This is a genomic window from Microcoleus sp. Pol10D4, from assembly GCF_036701555.1.
GTDB lineage: Bacteria > Cyanobacteriota > Cyanobacteriia > Cyanobacteriales > Microcoleaceae > Microcoleus.
Genome location: NZ_JAUBRA010000070.1, coordinates 14,743 through 35,670, shown reverse-complemented (window position 1 = coordinate 35,670; position 20,928 = coordinate 14,743). Strand labels below are relative to the sequence as shown.

Below are 20,928 nucleotides of genomic sequence, written 5' to 3'. Positions count from 1 at the left end.
CTGATTTTTCGCTCATCTGACTACATTATCATATTTCTCGGCGATCGCTCTCACTATTTTTTACCTGAATCCTTACCATCTTGGTAGTAGTTGGCGAAAACTGACGTAAAAAAGCTTTCAGTTGTGACCACCATAATTCGATCGGATTAAAGTCAGGAGAATAAGGTGATAAATTCAAGACACTGGCACCAGCAGCTTGAATCAAGGGTTCAATCACTTCCAACTTATGGGCTGGTAGATTATCCATAACAACGACTGCGCCCTTCCATAAGTTGGGCACCAAACACTGTTCAACAAAAACTGCAAATGCCTGACTATCCATCGACCCATTCAGCGTCATTAATCCTACTACTTTTTTCAAGCTGATTGCCCCAATAACTGTTACTTTTGCACCCCGATAAAACGGTTTTAAATCATAGACTCTACTACCAGATCTCGAACGTGCGTGGGTTCGTGTCAACCCCAATAAAACGCCCATTTCATCCAAAAACACCAGATTATTCTGGTCGATATTTTTCACTTTCTCCCAATACTCACACCTCAAAATTTGCACTCTGTCACTGGCAGATTGACTACTCCGTATTGTTTTTTTTTTCGCGTCAGATTTTGTTTAATTAGTTCGCGACACATCATACTAGAACTGACAGATTGTTTGTGACTATCTAGCCAATATTCACAATATTCTGACAAGGTGCTATCTGGATATTTTTCCACCATCTGGGTCAATTGAGTTGTGGACGAGTGTAACACACTTTTTAGGCTTCCACCCTGTTTTTTGGGTTGAACGTGACCAGTCGTTTGTTTTTGTTTTAAGATTTTTTGAACAAACGCTTTACTCACATCAAAACGCTGGGCTACTTTCCTGACTGATGTATCACCTTGTTCATAGGCTTTAACTATTTTTTTACGAAACTCTATTGAATAAGCTTTCATTTTTTCTGGTGAGGCTACTGAATCTAGTGTACCACATATACATGGAATCTGCTGTATATGAGGAGGCGATCGCTCAACTTTTTGAACTTTCCAGTCGATCCGTGGTCGCTTTCGAGGGACATCCCGTGTCCAGCAAAGTACAAGAGGAGGCGATTGTTTTCGGCAGGTGGCTGGAGTTTTTCTGGCAGCCATTTGGTGAGCAGGTTCTCAAGCTCTTTCAGCGTGGGCTGGCGCCCAGTGTCATCTGTGATTAGCTCAACCTGATAGTGATACTCGTCTCTCAAGAGGTCAGCTAGTGTTTCAGCGTCAGGTTTTGCAGTCTTCAACTTGGCGATACCGTTTTGATATTGGTTGATGCCAATGATGATCGCTAAGTTGTGAGTAAAGTTCATCATCAATGAAATGTCCTTGCTAATGTAGATCAGAGCATCTGGTGATTTAGGAGTGCGATCGTCTTTTCAAGCCCGTGTACCAATCGAGTAACAGTTGTCGCATCACTGCCATAACGTTTCATGCAGAGAACCCCTAGAAGTTCTTAAGGTAAGTTGGGGCAAGTCTTTCGATAAGGTTCATCAGGAAAAAATTGTCGCCATTCCTGTTGCGTCAAATTACGGTTGAGGCGGGCACAAGCTTCATTAATTAGATCCTCTGGCTTCCACAACAAAATATGTACAGTTTCTAGAACCTGTAATGCCAAATATCGTTGACTAAGTGCAACATTTCCCAAGTCCCAATCGGATGTGATTCGTACCCTTGGTCTACCAGTCTTCACCTCCCAGATATACATTGGACGTTCATCTGTATCCTCTACACCTATCATTGCCAAGTATTGCCCATCTGAACTAAGAGCTATTGAATCTATTCTGTAAAAGTTTTCAAAACTAATACGCCCAACTTCTTGACCAGTACTCACTTCCAAAACCCTGACTAAATCCAGGGCTCTTGCACGTTCTGTAGTTACATCTTTACCTGATATTGCTAAATATTTTCCATCCGAATTTAGGGCAAACTTCCAGAATAGGGGATCATACGAGGTATTAGGTATATTCACCAATTCTTTGCTATTAGCGGTTTCCGAGACTCGTAAAAAATCACCTAATCCTTCTGCATAATCTGTAGATACGACAGTGAGATTTAGGTATTTTTCATTCGGGCTAAAGACTATTGCCTTTACCTGTCCCTTTTGAGGTATGCTTTCTAATTGCTTTTTAGTAGCGACTTCCCACACTTTCAATTGTGTGTTTTCCTCTCGATTGACAGCAGCTATATATTTGCCATCTAAACTCAAAGCAATAACTTCTGGACTTAGCCCTAAAATCTCTTTTGGTATGCTGGCTACTTGATTACCAGTTGCAGTTTCCCAAATCTGTATCTCTTCAGGGGCAATACCTTCGGCATCGGCTTTAGCTTCCTTGTAGTTTGTTATCGCGAGATATTTCCCATCAGGACTTAAGGCAATAATAGATGTAGAGCTACATGGTATACTAGCCATCGGAGCGTTATCATCGCCCCTAGTTATCTCCCATACTTGTATCCCTTCTGTAGTACCTGTAGCTAAATATCTCCCATGCGAGCTACAAGCCAAATTTCTTTCGCAGAAACTATCATGAGGCACACGAGCTATTTCTTTACCAGAATTTACTTCCCACACTTGCACAATATAGGGATTGGTCAATGCTTCAAAATTTTTTGTAATGCCACTTAAAGTGGTCAAGTATTTTCCATCAGGGCTAAAAGCAACAGCCCTCAGCATTTCATTGAATTCGGACAGTCGAGCTACTTCCCTGGTAGTGGACACATCCCATACTTGTAGTATGCTCCCAGCAGATGCGGCTATGTATTTTCCATCAGGACTAAAGCCAAGGATTCCGACGCTTTCATTGTAGCTTGTACCGCCTGTTATACGAATTACATCTTTGCTAGTTTTTGCTTCCCAAATTCGTATCTGTGCAGGATTTTCAGAATTTGTTCCAGCTAGGTACAAGTCTTTTCCATTTGAACTAAATGCAAGGGCATCTATCCTATCTTTTTGTAGAATACTAACCTCTTCTCTAGCCGTCGCTATTTCCCATACTCTGACTAGCTGAGTGTTTTCGTCCAAACATACTGTAGCTATAAATTTACCATCAGGGCTGAAGGCAGTCTTGGCGAACAAATTGCTTTGGCTTATATAGGGATGATATTCAACATCAAGGTTAGGTATGTTGGTAACTTCATTACCTGTAGCTACTTCCCAAACCTGTAGACGGGAGATTTCGTCTGAATTAGAACTGACTGTAACTGTAACTAAGTACTTCTCATCTGGTGGACTGAAGGCAATAGCTTGTTTGGTATCTACTCCAGATATATTGGTATATTTGTTGAGTGTAGTAACTTGTTCACCTGTATTTACTTTATATACTTGTACCTGTGTCGTTTTCCCCGATTCTATTTCCCCTGACTCTATAGTTACTACAGGTAAGTATTGCTCATGTTGGTTAATGTCAGTCGTTTTCCCCGATTCTATTTCCCCTGACTCTATAGTTACTACAGGTAAGTATTGCTCAGGTTGGCTAATGTCAGTCGTTTTCCCCGATTCTATAGTTACCATAGCCAGGTATTGCCCGTTTGGGCTAAAGGCAACAGCATCAACTTGATGGGATATCTGAGTGATACGGCGCGGGAGCAAACTTAAACCACTACGCAGGGTGTTATCAGCTTCCAAGGAAGGAGATAGGCGTATAGATTCTATAGCAAGGAGAAGACTGCGCGGTAACAGCTTAACTAGCTGATTTCGTGCCAACTCGGCGTGAGCAGCTAACTGGGGAGATACTGCTAAGTTACGTCGCTCTTCAGCTTCTTTCAGTTCATCGAGTCGTTGTTTCTTGCTTTGTTTTACAAATTCTGTTTCTAGTTTGTTGAGCCAGTTATTATTAGGAGATTCAATTACTTTTTCTAACCAAGCCAGACGCTCAACTTCTCTAGTCCAAAGACCACCTTTTCCTGTTGACCAATCATTAGCAGCAGGCGTTAAACGTTGTTGCAGTGCCAAATCCCCCTGGCTCTGCTTGATCCATTCCTGAAGTTTGTCCCAGCCGCGTACTAGGAAATCGTGGGCAGGTTCGACGTAGGGTTCTCCTGTCTCCTGTCCCTTCACCAGCAAACGAGCTTTGATTAGCCGATCGCTCACCTGCGCCACACGCTTGTTCTCTTCCGAATCTGGATACACCAATTCAGATTCCGGCACCCGTCGCCGTGCCACTCCTCCCCCCTCAATAGTCACCATTCGCAGCATCACCCGTCGCATCGTAGTTTGGTATGCCTTACCCGATGCTTCCCCAAAATCTCTTACAAGGTTGTCATACTCCTCTGTGGCGCGGCGAGTCAGGGGTCCTGCCACTCCGCCGAGTTCCTCATAGTCCTTGATTCGCAAAGCGCGATCGGTTGCATTATCCTTCGTCCAACGAGCGTACAATTTAATGTAGAGTTCACTCAAGGTAAATGAGAGCAACGGCAATGCTCCCGGCATCTGCCCCACCTCATCAATCAACTTGCCTACCAACTCCGATGGCTCAAAGTACAATGCTTGCTTCAGTGCTGGTCCCTCGATCGCCTGTCGTAACTCATCCAAATTCATCGCCCGCACGGGGAATCGGGCATCTTTCCAGTAAGCCGAAAGTGGTGAGGAAAGAAAACGCGGTTCAAAGTCCGATCGTAGCGTTAACACAATATGCAACTGCTGAGGACATTCAACAATTGCCTCTCTCAGCACCTGCAAAAACGGTAGCCAAGGTTGAGGTTCAGCAGCGCGAACGCCAATTGTCTCGTTCCGAGAATCGCCCTCTTGCCCGTCACCACCATGAGTTTCTGTTTGACTCTCCTGGCTCATCGTAATCAACTCTTCAAACTGGTCGATTGTTAACAGCAACTTGACATCGAGATGAGTTTCTCTCCACTTTCTAATCACACGGGTGAGGTGTTGCCGCGAGTTTTGGAGTCTATTACTCAGAGACTCTAGCTGTTCAAAAATTGCCCGATAAAGCTGGGATAACTGCTCCTGTTGTTGAGAATTGCGACACAAATCCTGGAGCTGCTTGAAGTAATCCTCAATGACCAAAAGTTGAGCTTCTGGCTTTGCACTGTTCCAAGACTCGGCTAATTTGACAAACGCTGTATCTGTTGATTCATCACCCTTATCTTGACCGCTTTCTTCCTTGGGTTTGAACACCTCATCAAGAAAACTCACTTGAGAGAGTTGCTCGATCAGTTCCGGCTGAGCGATGGGCAGAATGGCTCGTGCTAAAGCTGTAAATGGATACCGATCCGGACGCATTGGGTCGAGGATATACCATTTTGATTCCTGCCTCAACTCAGGAATCAATCCGGCTTTAACTAAACTGGATTTACCGGAACCCGAAACTCCCAAAACGACCGTGAGAGAACGATTCGCTTGAGACAGGCGATTCTGGAGTTCTTCAACTAATATCTTTCGACCGAAAAAGAAGTTAGCGTGTTTTTCATCAAATGATGCCAACCCACGATAGGGATTATTGCTCTCGTTCAGGAGTGGCGCAGGCTTGAGTTGCTCGGACGTGAATCCAGGTTTTGTGAAAACAAACTCTCCTCGGTCATACTCTAGCCTCATCGGATAGATTCCAGGCTTTTGACGAGAGCCAGACCACTTGCTGACCTGCTGTTCTAGATACACATACAGTTCGTGAGCAGTAATTACGCCATCTGGAATCCAGTCGGCTTTGTTTTCGCGCAATCCGGACAGCAGTGCCAGTGCAAACGGAGAATGCAGTTCCTGCTTCTCATCTGGAATTGCACCGCGCTTATCCTCAGCTAATTTAGCCACATCTAATGCTTCTTGGTCGTGCGCTGCCGAGGTTATTACCTGCCATGCTGGATAGCGAATGAAGCGATCGTAGTGCTCCCGCCGAACGGTTTCTAGAATCGGAATCATTGTCCGGCGACCTGCCCAGCGAAACGTTCCAGCAAAGCAGCAGTCCAGAATGACTAGCAAATGATGACACTCCAGTTTGCTCAGTGCCTTATACACCTCAGACATGGCTAGAAAAGAGCCGTCTTTCTGCCAGTCTGCATCCTGGGGTACTAAATATCCTTCTGGTCCGTCTTGACCGTTGTGGGGAATGCCATGACCCGCAAAGTAGAAAATTAGGCGATCGTATTTCGTGGGCTTGAGTTGATGAGGAATGGTTTTATCAAGTAGCGTTTGGAGTCCCGTCAGCGTGGCGGCTTCATCGAACAGGCGAACTACATTTTCATCGAACAGGCGATCGCCTTTTTCATCTTTATTATATCCGTACTCTGTTTCTAGCAAGTCGGCAAGCGCTCTAGCATCACTGACTGGTGTTTTAAGGTCTTGGATGCTTTCGCTCTTGTAGCGATCGATGCCGATGACGACTACTAGGTTGCGATCGAAGTTTGTTCTGTTGTATTCCCACGCCATTGCTCTACCTCTAGTGAATATTTTTCATCTAGCTTGCTACCCTGAATTGAACTCAAAACTGGTTTTATTGAAAATATCTTAAAAAATAGTTATTAAACTAATTAATATGTTTTTTGCAACTATTTTAAGACCGGATTTTTTTTCTAAAAAGCCTTTTATATGGTGTATAAAAAAGATTTTCTTCTGATATTCTCTAATTCGGCTATGTTAGAAGGAGGCGGAAGAGGAACTTTTGCCAGCGCTTCAGGATGAAACATAAACCAATCAAGCCTTTGAGGTGAAGTAAATAAACGTATTTCACCTATACCAATCTTTTGGTCAGGAATAAAAAATAGATGACTAAACTCAGTTCCTCCTGGTATTAAGCCATTGAGTATAATATCTGGTTTCAGGAGTATGATCGGCTCGATGAAACCTGATGGATCAATTCGGATTGCATAGATATAAATTGGTATATTATTACTATTATTTAGACCAATTTGCAGAAGAGCGTTGTTCTCAATATAATATCCTTGAATTTCACCAATAGTCTGCTGTTCAATAGGCTTAAGAGATTCGGTATCTTTACCAACTAACACTGTTAAGTTAAGCCCAAATTCAGATTCAGGGATTTTAAGAATAGGTGTCCAATAGGAAAGTATAGCTGTCAGTTCCCAAAGTTCATTTCTTGAAAGAGGAATTGTTCCCTCAGTAAAGTGCAGACTGTTAAGCATATCTATAACCACATTAGCTCTCTCAAAATCTCCTTCAAAAATCATTAGCCTGTATTCTAAGTAGAGAGCTTCAGGACTAGACGGCTTGAGGAGAACTATCTCATTAACAAGTTCCTTAAAAGTTGTAAACTCCCCTCTTTGCAATGCAGAAAAAGCACGAGCTTTGAGTGCATCAAAGCTTTGATTCCGCAGCGAAATCACCATCTCGCCTCGATCGTCGAGATAGAATGAGCCGAAGTCCGGTGTTTGATTCGATTGGGAAGCTTGTGCTACCTGCTGCTGGATGAATAGTCCTAGTTCTGAAGAAGTGATTAGTCCATTACCATCCAAATCTGCTTTGCCCCACTTAAATCCATCAACCAATGTGCCAGTAAATAGCGAGTGACCAGGGATAGGACCGCCATCTCGTGCCAGTTGCTCGCGTCGAGCAGAGGTAATGACCTTGCGACTGATTTGACTGCTGAGATATTTTTCGTAGGGAACTGCATCTCGGAAGCTTTTCATTGCTTCACCCAAGGCAAAACCACTATGGCAGGAATCCAGAATGACAAGAATATGTCTTGCTGGAAGTCTGCTGATGGACTGAAGGAGTGGATCGATCTGGATGTAGTCGCTCCAGTATTCTTTAGGTCCTCGTGCTTCTACCGGAACAATAAACCCGGTTTCTCCAACAACCTTGCCCCCCACCTTGTCAGCACGGGTATGCCCATGCCCTGCAAAGAACAGCACCAAATTGTCATCTTCCTGCAACTCCTCACGAAGCTGATCCTCAATCAGGGATGCGATCGCTACTTTGGTAGCAGCTTCATTAATCAACGGTGGTATCGGTGCGGAAAATCCCACCTTGTCTATGAGTATCTGCTGAAGCCCGATCGCATCCTGCACGGCATTCTTGAGTTTTTGCCAGTGGACATACTCGTTGATGCCAATCGTTACGACGAGCGATCGCCCCTGCTTGACAGGTTCAAACTCTACGGCTTCCAAAATCATTGCTCGATCGAGATTTTCTATTTCTTCGGTTAGCTCAGTCATAACTCCACGTTATATCTCTAGTTTCCAGCTATTCTGCATCGCACAAAATCTTACGGGAGGCTGTCAAAATCTGGAAAGTAGTTTGCTAGAATTAGCAACCTTAAATTCTCAGCTATTTGACAGCCCAATTCCGAAAGTATTATCTAGCGATCGTAAATGTCACCTGCTTGGTTAGCCAATCAGCATTCGGATCGGGTTCGTAAACCATCGCACGGGCTGACTCAGGCGAAGGTGCCTTATCAACATCAGCACCGATAATACTCAACAAATTGTTGAGAGGACTGATATTGGTAGATTTTCCCCTCGCTGCACGTTCTTCTGCTTTCTTGTTGAGCTTTTCTTCAAGATTGCCTTTTCTTTGACCCATATCTACATCAAGAGCAGGTAAAGTTAGCCACTCGAAGTTAGCGATACCGCGAGTTGCAAACAACTTGAGAGTTTCTTTGGCTGGCTTGTCATCATCTCCTGCTGGCAAAGCAGCACGCATTTTGAGGTATATTTCTTGCTCGTCAGCTAGTGTAAAAAAGATATCTTCAATTCCGTAAATGCGATATTGAGAAATAGCCCAAGTGGAGTCGAGATCGAGAACAGCAATATTGAGCGGTTGACTATCTGTATTCTTAACACGTAAGAAGACGATCTTACCCTGTTTTAAGACGATGTTAATCGGCTCCTTAAATGGTTGCCTGTTCTCGTCTACCAATTCACACTCAACGTGTTTTGCAAGTTCGGAAGAGGGATTGTCTAGTGTTTGTACCGCTTGATATTTGGTCAAATGAACTAAGCGATTGACAACTCCGATCGCCGCATCTGAAGCATCAATTTGTAGTGGCGTTCCTAAGTTTTTGAAAGGAGTTTCACTAGAAATTTCGTACTCACTATCTCTGCCAACCGCAACTTGATAGTCAGACTTTAGCTCATCGCCCGCTTTCACTTCAACAACCCAACCATTTCCTGTCAAAGCTTGCCGAACTTTCTCTAAAGCTTCCTGTTGTTTGTCAACTAACTCGGGTGGTAATTGATGCTCCTTATCGCCTGCTTCTTTGTTATCTAACAACAGGACTCGACGCACCAGAGCGACTGGTGCAGCCACCAGGACAGCAGGAGCGCCCAGTTCGATTTTGCTCTCTTCTGTAACCTTAATTCCTCCCTCTTGAGGTTCCAGAACTCTTGCCACTGATGTAGAGGCTTGAACCTCTACGATTTCAACAATAGCCAGTTGTTGTTGCCTGTTGGAAAAATCTGTGGCATTCAGTGGATAAATAGCAAATCGCGTACCGCTGCTGAGTCCTTGAGCTAATCCGGCATTCAAGGTAATTTGCTTTTGTTTGGCGTCTACATTGATAACTGTCACGCTGTACTGAGGCGGTAAGCGATCGTTCCCAAATACTGCGCGAGTGCCGTCACCGATTAACATGGGTAACTGTTGGGGAAACTTACTCTGAATTTGAGCGCAAACGCGATCGTACAGTTTGTTGAAAGTCAATGCTGTAGAACTCGTAGCCAGAGTCTGAATTAGCCAGTAAGTCAGGGCTCCATGTTGCTCTTTACCGTCAAACGGATACTCACAAGCTACCTCATTGGGGCGACAGGCTGCTAAAAGAAGGTAATTCTTTATGGGAGGAACCCATGCAATATCACCATCTACTCCTTCAGTTAGAGTTTTCCAGTTTTTGCTCAACTCCTCAAGCGGAGCAACCAAGCTTTCCTGATTTGGCGGTGTTTTGTCGGTTTCTTCTCCGCTGCGGATAGCACCATCACCTCGGGTTACTCCTCCAGAGTGACAGCTATCCATAATAAGTGTGACAATTAACCCTTTGTCCGTCATCCGCTTCAACACCATCGCCAATTCCACATCGAGTAGGTAACGACCTCCAGCGCTAATATCTGAGGGCACAATACCTTCATCTTCTTGGTCAGCCCCTTTCAGTTCTGGATAGATGGTTGTCGCCCGTCCTCCGTGGCCGGCGTAGTAAATGTATACCTGCTCTCCCGGTTGCGCTAGTTCTGTAATGGCTTTAAACTGCGCCACAATGTTTGCATAAGTTGGTTCCGGGTCTTTGGTTGCGATCGTTTGAGCAACTTCAGGATTCGGAGAAGTCAGCCTGAAAATCCGTTCGGATGGAATTTTCACCGTTTTTAAGAGGTAGCTTGCTACAAGATTGATGTCACCCACGCATCCTTGAAGATCCTTGTACAACCGATTAGGCTTATAGCCGTCAATGCCAATTAATAAGGCATAAATATTCGGTGTTTGTTCAGGTTTATCAGCCATTTTTACCTCATTTTTGTAGCTTATTTTTTTCATGCTGAGCGTTGGTGTATCGGCAGAGTTCGAGAGCCGCAAGTTCAAGCTCTTCAGAAGACTCTGCCAATTCAACAACGTATTTTTCAGTTCAAGATTTGGTTAACTCGATCGCCAACCGCTCAACCCAGTTTTTGGCGGGTTTTCGGTCCGACAATTCCATCTGGTTCTAAACCCTTCTGCCGTTGAAATTCTTTGACGGCTTTGTCTGTTGCTGGTCCAAATTCACCATCAGTCCCAACTACAATGCCAGCCTTGTTCAAAGCTTCCTGAAGCTTTGTAACATCAGACCCTTCCATCATCGGTCGGCTGAGTTTCAGCAATCTGGGTTTTTCATCCCACGGTGCTATCTCAAATCCCATCGCTGGCGAGTTCTTTAGGGCAGATTCGGTTTGAGGCCCGTAACCACGATCCTCGTCAATTTTTTGGTTTGGATGGTTGTTATTCCAAAGCTTCTGAATTGCTAGCATTGCTGTGCCACGAATATCTTGCCTTCCTCCTCCCACGTAATCAAAGTGAGGAGGGTCAATATCACCTAGCCAATGCCAACCGTAAGCCTCCAAATACGGACGCCAGCCGTCATAGTCTTCAATATCGATCGCCAAGCCGCTTTGATGATTGCTCTTTCCTGGAGGCGCTACCAGAGAAAAACCACAGCCGCTACCCCAATTGTACAAAAGCAATTGCTGTGCAATGGTGCGGTAGGCAGAGTTGACAACCATCTTCACGCCGCGGTCTTGAATAGCGCTTTGCAAGGCTTTTTGAGCGGCGGGTTGCAAATAGGCATAGGCAGCATCGCCTAAATCCACATTCAGATCGTCAAAGCTGACCAGCGCATCTGGAACAATTAAATTCATCTGATGAATCAATTGCTGGGACAGTCCATTGACAATTGCAGTCGAACAGCCGGGAGCATCTTTAAGAATACCATTAAAACTTCCCCTGATTACACCAGAACGTGGTTTTCCGAGATTAATCTCATCGCAGCGTTCAACAGGATATTCAGATGTTTGATTCGACGTGCTAATTACTGTATCGGACATGATTTATTCTCCTAATTAATTGATTAAAAATCCCTTGTTGTGAAACGAGCTATTTGCCACGCGAATTTACAAGCGCTTAATCCATCACGTAAGGCTTTTTCACTCGTCTAAATTGACGGGAAAAGTTAGAGAGATTTGCTACACCCATTCACTCTGTTCATAACCCCAATATCCGTCGAGTTTCAGCACCGACAATTCCATCCACCGTTAGCCCTTTTTGTTGCTGAAACAGTCGCACGGCCTTGTCAGTATCATTGCCAAAGAATGCATCAGGTTCGATATTGATTCCTGCTGCTTTCAAAGCTTTTTGTACTCGACGAACATCCTCACCTTGCATCATGGGTTCGGTGAGTTTCAATGTGCGAGGTACTTCTGAGATTGTTTCCCCTGTTACTTCTTCGCCTGTTCCTTCATAGGTTAAGAATGACTGCCAGGGTTTTCCCAAAAACAGCGATCGTTCAGCCAAGCGTCGGCGTGTCAGCCCTAGCCAGGGTGTAAGGTTGACTTTATTCCACACAGGAAACTGATTAGCTGCTCCTTGATAATTTCCCTGGTTCAAAAGCCTTAGAAGAGTTGAGCCTCCAAAACCTTTTGTTCCTGGACCCACGTTGAAGCAAAAACAAACCAGTGCAGAAAACTGATTATCATTGATCTGAACTTCAACGGCATCCTCAACAAAGGATTCAAATTTTTCTAAATCTAGGCGCAGCAATTCTTCTGCTTGCGTTTGGCTAATCGTCAGTCCTGGAAAAACATCGTTGCCAGTGTGTCCGTAACCAATTGTCCAAACTCCACGGCCGTCATCATAAGCAGTTAGCTTACATCCTTCAAACGTAGTGAGAAGCTTAAAGCCTTCTCCATTGATGTGCTTTGAACCTCTGCGTTCTGCCACCACATCAGGCGGTTGTTTTTCTGGAGGATTAATGTTGTATGTTTTAGCCACGCTGAACTTTAAAGCATCAATTAATGCTTTTACTTGTCCATTTGTCTCGGTGACTTTCACGGCTAGGTCGTCTTTTATTTCGTACACGCGACCATCGCCGAAGATTTCAAGTGATCTTGGCATTTTAGTTTTTCCTTTTGAAAAAGTAGATTCGATCGAAAGACGCATCCTGAAGATCCCGATCGCCAAACTTTTGCCTGCCTCTGACAACGTGTGAAAAGAGTTTATCCATTCATACTTGTTATCCAAAGTCTTTGTTTGACCAGTGATTTCACTGATTACGTCTGTCCCAAAGTAAATTCCGGAATTTTCTCTAACCTTTACAAAAGTTTATTTTTGCCGATCGAGATCGGTGTGGTGCTTGTTCTATTTAACGATCACGATCGGCCAATTCCAACACTATCAAATTACACTTATTAGTCCTGGACGTATCAACTAACCAACGAGTATAGTTGAAACCCACATTCCGCACCCGCAACGGGCAGCGTACATTACCCCGTGCGGATAGAAGTGAATCAGGAGAGACAATAGTTAGTAATAATATTCAATAATTTATATCAGTAAGCATAACGCTGTTGGCAATGGGGCCAGAAACAGCTCTCGATTCCAGTCCCCCCCAACGGTTTTGGCCCAAGGAGTTAGAAGAGTGGGTTTGCGGCTGTGGGAGTGGGGGCGTGAGCTTACTCGTGACGATATCACAAAGGCTTTAGTTTTGTGGAATTTAGCCGGAGGGCGACAGTCACAGCCGCCGCCCCTGCAGAAACCCCGTTTTAGTTGGTCAATTAATCTTTGCTTCCGCGCTAGATTTTTCAGATGCGGCAGCTTCCTTTATCTCTGAAATCGCTTTCCGGCTGAAAATTTGGAAGTAGAGAGAAACAAAAAACTCTTTGACTGGAAAAACGATAAATGTCAAAGGATTAATTGTCACGATGATATTGCGGGCATCGGCTTTAGCTTGTTTGACCACTTGCTGCGCTACCCAGTCGGGAGACAGAATGCCGATCGGGTTTAAGTTGCTTTTAAACGGCCCTAAAATCAGTTTGCGAACGATGCAGGGTGCGTCTAGCCGCCGCAGGGTGACTAAATCTCCCAGGGCGCGCTTGCTGAGTTCGTACAGGGGACTGACAGCGGGAATTACTTCTGCTTCGGAAGTGTTGATCCAGACTTCTTTGCAAGCGATGTTTTCGTTAGTGCGGACTGTTAAGAAAAAGAGTTCCATCAGCCGCCACGCGGAAAAAGTGTTAATTTCGTATGAGTTGGCGATCGCCTCTCCTGTTCTTTCTCCGTGTACATTAATCCCGTGATTGATGACGAGAATATCGATTTTTTCTAACAATAGGGCTAAGTCTGCCTCTTGGCCAGCTTGCCAAGTTACGGTTTTTATAGGTAAACTTTCGCCGTCTACATCCAAAGTAATTTCCTCATTTCCCGAGGTGAGGGCGATCGCTTTTGCACCAGCTTTGTGCAGATGTTTGAGAAGCGAACGACCTAAAGTTCCCGATGCACCGGTGACGGCTACAGTTTTGCCTTTGAGAGAAAGTGCTGTACCCATAAGTTTATCTATTAAGGTGAAAGTACCGCAATAGTAAGCATTTTGATTGTCGAAGTGATGCCGCCAGTGATAAGGTTTATTAACTAACCACTTGCCAGGGGGAGTTAGGAAGTCTCCCGGTTGGTGGGTGATGTCGGTTAATTCATCTGCACCTTTGATGCCGCACCCGCGGGCGATCGCGCTCAACAAAAAGCCTAAAGTATAAATACAACCCGCTGCTGCGCCCCAGTGATATTCCGGCAGCCCAAAATAAGCTACAACCCACAGCAACAAGCCCAAAACCATCATCGCCGCACCTTCGGGCACGTCGTGACGCCAGTGTGCTTGCTTGTAAATTGTCTCGCTGACGGGGGTCAAATTCGGGCGGAAAACCCGGTGATGCCAAGTGTGCAGCTTTTGCAGAGGTGCCCAATAATGCGACACGACGTGATAAAAGTCTCGTATTATTTCTGCCCAGCAGACAGAAGCTATTGCCACAGCGCCGACTATCCAGTAATTTACCATGCTCGCACCATTTTGAAATTTGAGATATTAGATATTGTCTGCTTTGAAAGATAACTTAAAATGGCTTTTATTGCTAGTCGGGAAGTTGACTCAGGCGTTTTAAAATCTGCAAAACGCGGTACAATTCATTGCCGGGATTGGAAATAACAAATTCAGCCGATCGCGCATACTGGGGCGTTTCCCCTCTAACTAACTTGACAAAAGAGAAGTTAGCACCTGTAGAAATCATGCCAAAAGTAGGAGTTTCAGGATTGGGTTCTGCCAGCATATATGTCAGGAGTTGTGCGAGTGCTTCGTCAGTTGAAAACGAAAGTTGTTTGGATTCAATTACTGTCACCCACAAGTTTGCTTTCATAATTAGGATATCTATTCTGCCTTCGATGATTCTGCCTTCGTCTTCCTCTTGAATTGCGATCGACTTTTCGGCTTTGACTTGAAAAGGAGACTCATACAGACCCGCAATAAACAAAATGGGGCTGATGATTGTTAGCTTAACTGCATTTTCCAATACAGGCGGGGTGTCTACCAAGTTGAAGTATATGTCTTGGACGCGATCGAGTAATTGTTTTTCTGAGTCTGTTACTTCGGGTAAGTTTTCTTGCCATTCTCGGAAAAATTCGCTGTTGCGAACTCGCTGTAAACCGAAGTTATCAATTAGATAGCGGAGGTTTATATCTCTTGCTTGTAGTTTTTGCATTATGATTAATAAAGGGTTTTATGGTTATTAATAAATTTAGCATAATTTGGATTTTTAACCGTAGATGAACGCAAATGAACGCAGATGAAATTCTGAGTAAGTTAATTGGGTTCAGAGGTCTGTTCATTGGGATTTGCGATCGGCAATCCGCTGTTTTTGTCCAGCTTGCATTTGCAGCAATTGCGGTACGGTGACAAAACGATATCCCTGCTGTTTGAGTTTGGGAATAATTGTAGATAGCGCCTCGACTGTTTGCTGGCGATTTCCGCCGCCGTCGTGCAACAACACGATCGCCCCCGTTGAAGCTTGGGATAGCACGCTACGGGCGATCGCAGCCGCCGGAGGTTGCAGAAAGTCTTTAGGGTCGATCGACCAGATGACGACTACATAATTTTTCTTTTTAGCGTAATCTGCCAAACCGTTATTTAAGCGGCCGCCGGGAGGGCGAAACAAGAAACTTTTTGCCCCAGTCGATCGATAAATATGAACGCCAGTATTATCTATTTCATCCGATGCTGTTTTTTCGGTAACATTGTGAGAATAGTGATGCCAAGTATGGTTGCCGATCGCATTTCCCGCTTGCACAACTCTTTTCGCAATTTCTGGATACTCCCGCAAATTTGCACCCAAGCAGAAAAATGTAGCTACTGCGTTATGTTTGTGCAAAACTTCTAATATTTTAAAAGTTTCAGGCGAAGGGCCATCGTCAAATGTCAGGGCGATAACTTTTGAGTTGTTAATACTAGCTTTATAAACAATTTGGCTGCGAAATTGCGTCGGCGGTGCGAAGACTAAAGGTTGTTCGGGAGGTTTGAGAGAGGGAGTTGCGGGGGAAGAAGGGGGTGTTTTTATTTTTGGGGGTTTCAGCAGGTTTTGCGGGGGATTTTCAACGGGTGTGATCGGTATTAGCGGATTTGAATTGGCGGTTTTTCTGTTTTCCCACAACAGGGAAATTGTGAGGCTCAATCCGATAAGTATAACGGTTTTAATTACCGATTTTTTATTGCGTTTGCGACTCATCAGGTATAGGATTTATTTTGAACAATCTCATTATGCCTGGTTCTGCTAGCTTAAAAGTTGGGTAAATTATTTTTTTTGCAAAAGGTCGATCGCACTCAAGCAAGACTTAGGCAAAAACCGGGTTTTCTTAGGCAAATCACTCGTAATTCGCCGCTGATTCCCGTAGAAAAACCCGGTTTATTGCTCAAAAATCTACCCTTTCATGCTCTTGCGGCGACCATAAAACAAGGTGATGACACCGTGTGCGTCCAGGAATATATCTACAATCTGCAAGTTTGCCGTGCCCTTTCATCCTCCGGTTCTTGCCACCCAAAAGCAAAATGACTTACCGCATTAATTTGCGGCGTCGCCGAGCGAATTGCCTGCATTTGAATTTCCAAAGACGGCCGGTTTTTGAGAGGTTTTCCCCAATCTCCAGCAATGGCAGGAATGATTTTTGCTCCCGCAGGCGCTAAACTTACTGTCCGCTGCACCTGTGGCACAATGCAGCTTACATCCCCGCAATTTCCGTAAGACATGGCGTGGAATTCTATAGCAGCCGGAAATGTGTCCCAAGGCTGCAATCTCGAATCATATCCCCCTTGATTTATGGCTTGATTTGCAGTCGGAAAAAACACTGCTCCTACAGGAATTCCCATCCTTTGAGCTGGTTGAATTGCTATTCCCAAAAAATCTAAAATTCCTTGGACTGCGTGAGCAACGCTCAGTTTCCACAGGTCTTTTTGCAGAGTACCGGTATCGGGAAGCCTCGGTGTCGGTTTTGGTGTGGGAGTTGCAGGGTTTGGCTTGTTAGTAGCGGGAGTTATTGAGGCCGATCTTGATGCGGCATTCTGGCTTCTAGAAGCTGTAGTTGCTAATGACATCGCCTGCGGAATTCGGCCCTGCCAAAGAGGTTCTCGCTCAGTTGGATACTGTTTGACTACTGCTTGAACGTCATTAGTATTGATAAATCCCCTAGTCAAATACCGCTGAATTAAATCTCGGCCTTGCTGATTGCTAGCCCGCTGCAAAAGAACTTGCTGCGATGCTGGGCCGTAAATCCACAAGTCTTGAACTTTGGTAGCAACTGAAGCGGGCCCGACACCCCGTAGATAGCGAATGTAGTCGAATAACATTCCTTGCGGCTTGCGTTTGACTATTTGATTTACTAACAAAGTATAGTCTTGCCGTGCTTGTGGGTTGTAGGGGTCGATAAAGGCTTGATTGCCCGGAACTTCTCCTAAGTCATCGTTAGTTCCTGCGTCTTGAACTACTGTTAAAGTTGTCTGATTTTTACCGTTGATAGCGAGGGTTTGCTGTCTGTCGGGACGCTGAGAATAGGTATACCCAAAGTTCATGGTAAACAACCAGGCGTATACTTTTAAACCTCGCTGTTTGCCTTTGGCAATTGCCTTTTCTAACAAGTCGTATTTCTCGTAACCGCGATTTCTCAAAACCGAAGGCCAAGCGGTAGGATTGTCTGCAACTGGTAGCAGCACTTGACCGTCATAAAATGTTTCTATATAGACTTGGTTGTAGCCTTTATTCACAACTTTGTCTAATACTCGATCGAGTTCTCCGGGTCTGACATCGCAGGGATACAAACGCAGCCAAACTGCTTGGGTTTCTGGCCAAGTTTTTTGGCGGCATTCTGCTATTTCCCGCGCGTGTTTGTTCAAAACAGCAAAATATGCTTGCTGAGATTCCCGTTTTCCCGACAGCGCGGCGCGGCGCAAGTCTTCTTTTTGATTGACCTGTTCTTGGGATAATTGGCAGTAGGCTGATGTTTGGGCAAAAGCTGGTTGATTTCCGATAAACGGCCAAACAAGCTGGCTGATGAAGCTACTGGTTAAAACAGCAGTTACCGCACTTAAAAAGCGTCGCTGGTGTTGAAAATTCGCGATGCGAGTTGGTGCAATTTTCATGGGAGAATTGGATGGGGTTTTCTGGTTTAAATTGGGTGACGATCACATTTTTGCGATCGCGCTCAACAAGCAGCTACAAATTTTCTACTTTTTTCTGTTGACCTAGTTATGGCACAAGTCGATCGCACAATGCAAATTCTATCTGGCGGCTATTTAAATCTCATAAGGGCGATCGGGTAAGATAAGACTGGGCGATTAAACCGTTTTGCAGTATTTTTTCACTAAATGCTGCATAAAAAAGCGCCTGGTACAGTCGGCGCTAAAAGTAGTTGATATTTCTACTAAAAATTGTTAACACTCAAATATCAAGGATGAAAGATGAATTAGTGAAATACCCAAACTAAACGGAATACCGTTATAGTTCGGGCTTCGTGTCTCGTTTGCCGTTGCTCTGTTGGGTATCCCATTGGTGGGTATTCGTCACCCAAGACGATCCGAGTCTGACACAGCATCTCTGGGCTTTTACACCCTTTATCCCTTCCTAGGGAACCCACGCAGAAACCCTGTTTCCCAAGGCAAAAAACTATTTCGTACAACAAACATGGATTATATTTCACAACAGGGCGTACCTTGTCAACCAGCGGTCTGTTCTTTTCCCCTTTCTCTCGCAGTTGTCCGGGGCCAAGCATCTTACTGCTACTTTCGCCTGTTGTTTGCAGTCGAGTGGGTGGGTCGCAACCACTTATATTTTACACGTTTTTTGCTAGAGAAATAGGAACTTGTCGATTTTTTTCACAAGCCTTGGTTGGCTTATATCCCGACGCCCAATTGAGTACAATTACAGCGCGGGACTTACGCCAAAAGAGTTAAAATTTATCCTTGATCCTAAATTTTGAGATTAAGCTCCTCTGTTAAGAGCAGCTTCAATCTGCTGAAATTCTGACTCAAGACGCTTTTTCAATTTTTCAGGAACGGGACGGTTTGGATAGGAACTGTAATGTCCTGCCAAAGAGTTTAATGCCGTCCGCATTGTCGTGAAAGAGGCCAGCTTGGTAAGAGCGGGATCGCGACGGTATTCAGCAAAAAAATCGTTGATACTTGTACGAGCCTTGGCTTGAGCGGCTGCTTTTTCCGGCGTGCCCTCTGGCAAAGTGAGCGCTGTTCTCAAGCTCTTCACTAATGCTAATGTGTCTTGGCCATAATCTCCACTCAGAGTGGCGGGAACATTGGTACAGCCCGCTATGCCGATGACAACAACTAATACCAGGGCTAACAGACGGGAAATGTAATGCTTCATAAGGGTTAGAAAAATGGAAGCGAAAGCTGCAATGAAAATTAACCTTTATCCTATCTCGAATTGAGCTAATAATGCCACTTTCTACAATTTTTTGGTTTCAATACCATGAAACTTAAAATTTGTCAATCCAAAATCTAAAATCTCAAATCTAAAATCGATTGATTTGTCCAGCAACGACGGAGAGAATTTGGGTTTGTCGTAGCCACTGAGCATCAAAAGCGCCTAGGTGAGTTGTAGTAATCAGAGTTTGAAATCGTTCTTGAATTGTTTCTAAAAGCTGATTTTGGCGGCTCAGATCGAGTTCTGCAAGTACGTCGTCGAGCAACAGTAAAGGCGCTTCGCCGACGACTTCTTCAATAAGCTGCAATTCGGCTAATTTTAATGCTAATACCAGAGTTCGCTGCTGACCTTGGGATGCGTATTGACGAGCTGGGGTATTGTTAATTGTAAATGTAATGTCGTCGCGGTGGGGGCCGACTAAAGTAGTTCCTTGAAACTGTTCTGCGATCGCCCTTTTTTGAATTTTCTCTAAAAATGCTTGCCGCACTCCTTCGAGATTGTCTTTAGCGATAAATTCTGAACTTACTTCAATATTAGCATCGTATTTCACGTCTAAAACTTCTGCTGAACCGCTAATTGAACGGTGCCAATTTCGAGCCAAAGGCATCAAACGCTCCAGAATTCGATCGCGCCTGCGGATGACGCGAGCGCCCGCTGTCGCCAACTGCGCGTCCCACAAAGCTAATTCCGAACTGGGAATTGGGAATTGGGAATTGGGAATTGGGAATGGGGAATTGGGGATTGGTAAGTCTTCTGTATTTTCCGGTTCGGGACTTTCGGGCGCAATCAATCGCATTTTGTCAAAACTGTCGGAAAATTCCGCTTTCCTGATTTCTTTAGAACGCTTCAACAGAGCATTTCTCTGACGCAAAATTTGGTTGTACTGCTGCAAAATGTGAGCGTAAATCGGTTCTAACTGGATAACTAGGCGATCGATCCAATTGCGCCTTCCTTCGGGCCCGCCGCGCACTAAGTCCAAATCCAAACAAGAAAATTGCACTACATTTAAGACGCTCAAAAAGTCTAAATGGCGACGCAGCGGTTCACCGTTGAGTTTCAGTGTCCGACGCGCCCCAGAGCGAAGAGTTAAAGCTAAGTCGATCGCTCCGGTTTGACGTTCGAGTGTAGCATCAATTTGCCCGATCGGCTTTGAGTCGAGTATTAAATCGCGATCGCGCCCTACCCGGTGGCTTTTTAATGTAGAAAGCAACTCTACCGCTTCTAACAAGTTAGATTTTCCTTGAGCGTTATTTCCTACTAAAATTGTTTTGGGAGCGTCAAAGGCTACCTTTTGATCGAAGTAGTTCCGAAACTGCCGTAGGTGCAGCGTTTTCAAATACATAATATAATGACTGTTGACTGTTGACTGTTGACTGTTGACGTGGGTTATTGATAATTACCCTGCCAGAAAAATATTTATTTTTCTTTGTATTTTTAAAACATAGTTTTTTCAGTCCTCATAGCGAGGACTTTTGCTTTGAGGCAGGGGTTAAAAACCCCTGCGGGATATCTTGCGGACGTTGAGAAGAGCGC

The 20,928-nt window shown here is 44.6% G+C and carries 14 protein-coding genes; all 14 read right to left on the bottom strand.

What is annotated here, in order from left to right; genetic code table 11:
* Window positions 1–28: 28 nt before the first annotated feature.
* Window positions 29–520, bottom strand: coding sequence for a transposase (locus QUA36_RS25835; protein WP_333459554.1), 492 nt, complete (start codon window positions 518–520; stop codon window positions 29–31).
* 20 nt (window positions 521–540) lie between these two features.
* Window positions 541–933, bottom strand: a complete 393-nt coding sequence (locus QUA36_RS25830; RefSeq protein WP_333457515.1) for an IS630 transposase-related protein — start codon at window positions 931–933, stop codon at window positions 541–543.
* A gap of 23 nt (window positions 934–956) precedes the next feature.
* A complete protein-coding gene (locus tag QUA36_RS25825) occupies window positions 957–1,328 on the bottom strand; it encodes a caspase family protein (protein ID WP_333459553.1) in 372 nt (123 codons plus the stop codon).
* A gap of 140 nt (window positions 1,329–1,468) precedes the next feature.
* On the bottom strand, window positions 1,469–6,385 hold the full coding sequence (locus QUA36_RS25820) for an nSTAND1 domain-containing NTPase (protein WP_333459552.1): 4,917 nt from the start codon (window positions 6,383–6,385) through the stop codon (window positions 1,469–1,471).
* A gap of 155 nt (window positions 6,386–6,540) precedes the next feature.
* Window positions 6,541–8,088, bottom strand: coding sequence for a caspase family protein (locus QUA36_RS25815; protein ID WP_333459551.1), 1,548 nt, complete (start codon window positions 8,086–8,088; stop codon window positions 6,541–6,543).
* Between the two features lie 181 nt (window positions 8,089–8,269).
* Window positions 8,270–10,405 carry a caspase family protein gene (locus QUA36_RS25810; RefSeq protein ID WP_333459550.1) on the bottom strand — a complete coding sequence of 712 codons (2,136 nt, stop codon included), beginning with the start codon at window positions 10,403–10,405 and terminating at the stop codon, window positions 8,270–8,272.
* Window positions 10,406–10,557: 152 nt separating this feature from the next.
* Window positions 10,558–11,478 carry a peptidoglycan-binding protein gene (locus QUA36_RS25805; RefSeq protein ID WP_333459549.1) on the bottom strand — a complete coding sequence of 307 codons (921 nt, stop codon included), beginning with the start codon at window positions 11,476–11,478 and terminating at the stop codon, window positions 10,558–10,560.
* Between the two features lie 157 nt (window positions 11,479–11,635).
* A complete protein-coding gene (locus QUA36_RS25800) occupies window positions 11,636–12,544 on the bottom strand; it encodes a glycoside hydrolase family protein (RefSeq protein WP_333459548.1) in 909 nt (302 codons plus the stop codon).
* Window positions 12,545–13,199: 655 nt separating this feature from the next.
* Window positions 13,200–14,477, bottom strand: a complete 1,278-nt coding sequence (locus QUA36_RS25795) for a bifunctional sterol desaturase/short chain dehydrogenase (protein WP_333459547.1) — start codon at window positions 14,475–14,477, stop codon at window positions 13,200–13,202.
* A gap of 73 nt (window positions 14,478–14,550) precedes the next feature.
* Window positions 14,551–15,174 carry a restriction endonuclease subunit R gene (locus tag QUA36_RS25790; RefSeq protein ID WP_333459546.1) on the bottom strand — a complete coding sequence of 208 codons (624 nt, stop codon included), beginning with the start codon at window positions 15,172–15,174 and terminating at the stop codon, window positions 14,551–14,553.
* 123 nt (window positions 15,175–15,297) lie between these two features.
* Complete coding sequence (locus tag QUA36_RS25785) at window positions 15,298–16,194, bottom strand: polysaccharide deacetylase family protein (RefSeq protein ID WP_333459545.1); 897 nt, start codon at window positions 16,192–16,194, stop codon at window positions 15,298–15,300.
* A gap of 260 nt (window positions 16,195–16,454) precedes the next feature.
* A complete protein-coding gene (locus QUA36_RS25780) occupies window positions 16,455–18,098 on the bottom strand; it encodes a family 10 glycosylhydrolase (RefSeq protein WP_333459544.1) in 1,644 nt (547 codons plus the stop codon).
* A gap of 838 nt (window positions 18,099–18,936) precedes the next feature.
* Complete coding sequence (gene psb27, locus QUA36_RS25775) at window positions 18,937–19,335, bottom strand: photosystem II protein Psb27 (protein WP_333158758.1); 399 nt, start codon at window positions 19,333–19,335, stop codon at window positions 18,937–18,939.
* 148 nt (window positions 19,336–19,483) lie between these two features.
* A complete protein-coding gene (locus QUA36_RS25770) occupies window positions 19,484–20,737 on the bottom strand; it encodes a DNA replication/repair protein RecF (protein ID WP_333459543.1) in 1,254 nt (417 codons plus the stop codon).
* Window positions 20,738–20,928 lie beyond the last annotated feature (191 nt).